General features: G+C 74.2%; 4 protein-coding genes. All 4 read right to left on the bottom strand.

Features of this window, described 5'->3' with window-relative positions:
- Nucleotides 1-42: 42 nt before the first annotated feature.
- The gene (locus ACFU7Z_RS37395) at nucleotides 43-828 is read right to left on the bottom strand and encodes an MHYT domain-containing protein (RefSeq protein ID WP_049659004.1); all 786 of its coding nucleotides are present in this window, start codon (nucleotides 826-828) and stop codon (nucleotides 43-45) included.
- A 455-nt stretch (nucleotides 829-1283) separates the two neighbouring features.
- Nucleotides 1284-2234: an SAM-dependent methyltransferase gene (locus tag ACFU7Z_RS37400; RefSeq protein WP_074005439.1), complete on the bottom strand. Its 951-nt coding sequence runs from the start codon at nucleotides 2232-2234 to the stop codon at nucleotides 1284-1286.
- A complete protein-coding gene (locus ACFU7Z_RS37405) occupies nucleotides 2231-2854 on the bottom strand; it encodes a cysteine hydrolase family protein (protein ID WP_049658999.1) in 624 nt (207 codons plus the stop codon). Before ACFU7Z_RS37405 ends, ACFU7Z_RS37400 begins: the two co-directional genes overlap by 4 nt.
- Nucleotides 2851-3928, bottom strand: a 1078-nt coding sequence (locus ACFU7Z_RS37410) for an isocitrate/isopropylmalate family dehydrogenase (RefSeq protein WP_380782560.1), incomplete at its 5' end; no start/stop codon positions are given. The genes ACFU7Z_RS37410 and ACFU7Z_RS37405, both read right to left, overlap by 4 nt.

Genomic DNA, 3928 nt, shown 5'->3' on the forward strand with positions numbered 1-3928 from the left:
CCCCCGGGGCGTCGGTGCCGTGCGCGCGGCACGGCGGGCCGGTCAGGCGCCGCGGTCGAAGAGCTTGACGCGCAGCGGCTCCCGGGCCGGCACGTCGACCGGGTCCTGCGGGGAGAGGGTGAGGACGAACCCGCCGATCGCGATGACGGCCATGATGGCGACGGCGAGCGGGACGACGAACTGGGAGGCGGGCAGGCCGGCGGGCAGGAGCCGGTCGTCCAGCCGGACGGAGACGGAGGCCATCCCGGTGTAGTGCATGGCGGTGACCGCGACCCCGGCGATCAGGGAGGCGACCAGCGAGGCGGCGAAGCCGGTGATGTTGAGGGTCATCCACAGCGCCGCGGTGGCGGCGGCCACGGCGATGGCGATGGAGACGGCCACCAGGACGGGGTCGTAGGAGACCACGCCCTGGACCTGCATGGCGGCCATGCCGAGGTAGTGCATGGCCGCGACACCGCAGCCGGTGACGGTGCCGCCGATCAGCAGGGAGGCGAGCGTCCTGCGGCGGTAGCCGACGTACAGGACGCCGGCGCCGACGACGACGATGGCCAGCAGGAGGCTGCCGAGGGTCTCGGGGACGCGGTAGACGACGGACGAGCCGGTGACGGCGAAGCCCATCATCGCCATGAAGTGCATGGTCCAGATGCCGCAGCCGAGTTCGACCGCGGACAGCAGCAGCCACCCCAGACGGCGGGCCGGCGGCAGGGTCAGGGCCCGTACGGTGCAGCGCAGTCCGAGCGCCGCGCCGGTGCAGGCGATGAGGTAGGACAGGACCGGGTTGATCCAGCCGTAGTGGAACCCGTCGATGTGGGCGGTGTGGGGATGCATGGTCACCTGGAGTGCGTTCGTGCGGGGGGACGGGCGGAACGCGCTTCTGCCCGGGCCGGTGCGGCGACTGCGGGGTCTGCCGGTCCGGCCGGGGATCAGGATCCGATTCCTGAAGGATCGTATAGCGACGAACAGTTTCCGCGAAATCGACAACCGGGTGAACCGATGAGGATCGGTCAGGTGAATCCGCCGGCGTCCGACATTTTCCGGCACCCCCGCCGGTCACGTGGGGATCTGCGAAATCCCGTGCCGTATAACGGAATTGACGTGTACCCGGGCCCCGGCCAAGGGCGGCGCGAGGCGGCGGAATCCATGATCGACATTACGTCGAGTAATGCGGTTTTCGCAGCGGGTGCATCCTTTTCCCTTTCGGAAAACCCCTTGGATAATCCCGCCCGTCCGGCGGGGGAGCCCCCCCGCCGAACGGCAGGGAATACCGCGGAATGCCGCGGAATTCAGCGGCGGCCCGGGATGCCGCCCGGGACGCCGCCCGGCCGACCGCGGCGGGCGGCGAAGACCCAGCGGTTGGCCGCCAGGGCGTCGTCCGGCTCCGGCGCCGGACCGCGGCCGTGCAGGGCGGTGAAGTCGTACGGGCTGCGCACGGCCACCGTCCAGCCCAGGCGGGTGAGTTCCGCGGCGGAGTCGGGGCGGGGGCCGGCGTCGAAGAGGGCGCGCAGATCGATGCCGAGCCGCTCCCGGGCCGCGACGTACGCGGGGGCCGTGCGCACCGCCGGCGGTTCGGCGGCCACGTCCTTGAGCTCGTACGCCAGGGTGCTGCCGGGCGCGCTGAGCCGGTGCACGGCGGCCATCAGCCGCCGCTCGGCCTCGGCGGGGAGGTAGAGCAGCAGCCCCTCGGCGAGCCACGCGGTCGGCTCCGCCGGGTCGAAGCCGCCCTCCAGCAGCGGCCCGGCCCAGTCGCCGCGGAGGTCGGCGGCCAGCGGGCGGCGCTCGGTGGCGGGGGCCGCGCCCGCCGCGTCGAGGACCGCCCGTTTGAAGGCCAGCACCTGCTCGGTGTCGATCTCGTGGAGGACGCGGCCGGGCGGCCAGTCGAGCCGGTACGCCCGGGAGTCCAGGCCCGCGCCCAGGATGACGACCTGGCGCGTGCCGGCCCGCGCCGCGGCCAGCAGGTGGTCGTCCAGGACGCGGGTGCGCAGCCCGAAGTAGCGCCCGAGGCGCCCCCACAGCGGGTCGGCCTCCGCGTCGGGGACCTGGTCGGGGTGGAGGGGCCAGTGCGCCGAGGCGGGGGAGGCGCGCACGAAGTGCTCGGCGAGCGGGTCGCGGGCCAGGGCGTCGGGGCGGTGGGTCTCGATGGCGCGGGCGGCCGCCACCAGCAGGGCGGTACGGCCCACTCCGGAGGCGACGCCGTGCGCCGCGGCCGCGGCCGTCCCGTCCTCCGGTCCGGTCAGGGCGTGCACGGGTCCTCCTCGTGCACGGGCGCCGTCCACGCCGCGGGGTCGTCGCCGGTGGTGGTGCGGGCGCCGTACAGGACGCGCATGAACCGCAGGACCTCGTCGTGGGGCAGGTGCAGGGAGGTGGTGCAGTCCGTCAGGACGGTGATGTGGAAGCCCTTCTGGAAGGCGGTGCGGGCGGTGGAGTCCACGCAGACGTCGGCGTAGAGCCCGGCGAAGACGAGGTGCCCGGTGCCGCCGGCGCGCAGGTGCTCCTCCAGGCCGTCGCCGAGGAAGGCGTCGAAGCAGGCCCGTTTGGTGAAGACCCGCTCGCCCGGGGCCGGGGCCACCCCGTGGAACCGGGCTCCCCAGGTGCCCTCCAGGCACTTCGGCCGCTTGCCCAGCCGCCGGTCCCGCGCGCGCCAGGCCGCGCCCTGGTGGGCGGTGTCGCCGAGGAAGCGGACGAACACCACCTCCACGCCCGCGCGCCGGGCCAGGTCCACCGCCCGGACGCTGTTGGCGACCACGGCGTCCAGGACGGCGCCGTCGCCGCCGAACCGGGCCCTGGCCACCGGTCCGGTGCAGAAGTCGTTCTGCAGGTCCACCACCACCAGGGCCGTTCCCGTCCGGGCGCTCACGGCCCGCCCACCGGGGCGGTGGATCCGGTGGGCGCGCCGGGCAGGTCGAGGACGTCGACCAGCGCGTCGACCACCGCGGTGGTGGAGTGCCGGCCGCCGAGGTCCGGGGTGTGCACGCCCTTGTCGTCCAGGACGGCCAGGGCGGTCTCGACCGCCCCGACGGCGCCGGACACCGCGGCGTGCCGCTCGGCGACGAGGGCCGCGGCGCGCAGGGTGGCCACCGGGTTGACCAGGTCGCGCCCGGCCAGGTCGTCGGCGGACCCGTGCACGGTCTGGTACTCCACCAGTCCGGCCGCGCCGGGGCCGAGGTACACGTTCTCCGTGCAGCGGCTCTCCTGCCGCTGGGCGCCGAAGCGGTCCAGCAGGACCACGTGCATGATGTCGGCCCACTCGTTCCCGGCGATCAGCAGGGTGCGGTCCGGCAGGCCGTGGGTGATGAGGTTGCGGTTCACGGTGTCGGGCTGGAACACCTCGATCCGTATGCCCAGCCGCTCGGCGATGTCGGCGACCCAGGCGTCGAACGCGCCGTCCAGGAGATGGAACTTGTAGGCCATGACGATGCGGTCGATCCGCCCGTCGGGCCATTCGCGCCGGGCCCGCTCCAGGGCGTGGCGGACGACGGCCTCGGTGGTCTCCCGGCTGAAGGCCATGGTGCGGACGACCTCTCCCGGGGTGTGCCGGTTCTCCCCGGTGTAGAAGCCCTGGGCCTGGTCGCGGACCAGGAGCAGTGACGTTTCTCCTTCCCGTAACAGGTCGACCTTGACGGCGCGCAGGCGGTGGCGCACCAGGTACAGGGACTGGGCGTTGATCGCGGTGCGGAAGACGGCCGTGGTGCCGGCGTCGGCGAGGTCTCGGCAGAACCGCTCGTAGTGCTCCGCGTCCTGCCCGGTCAGGTCCTGGATCCCGGCGGGGCCGGCCAGCGGGCGCAGCGAGACGTAGGAGTGGTAGAGGCGCGGGGAGCGGACGATCCGCACGCCCGTGGGGCGGGCGGCGGTGAGCACCCGCAGGACGCGTTCGAAGACGGCGGCGAGCTCGGGGCCGGTGCCCCGGCCCACCGCCAGCCCGATCGCGGGC

The organism is Kitasatospora sp. NPDC057518 (assembly GCF_042802075.1).
Taxonomy (GTDB): Bacteria; Actinomycetota; Actinomycetes; order Streptomycetales; family Streptomycetaceae; genus Kitasatospora.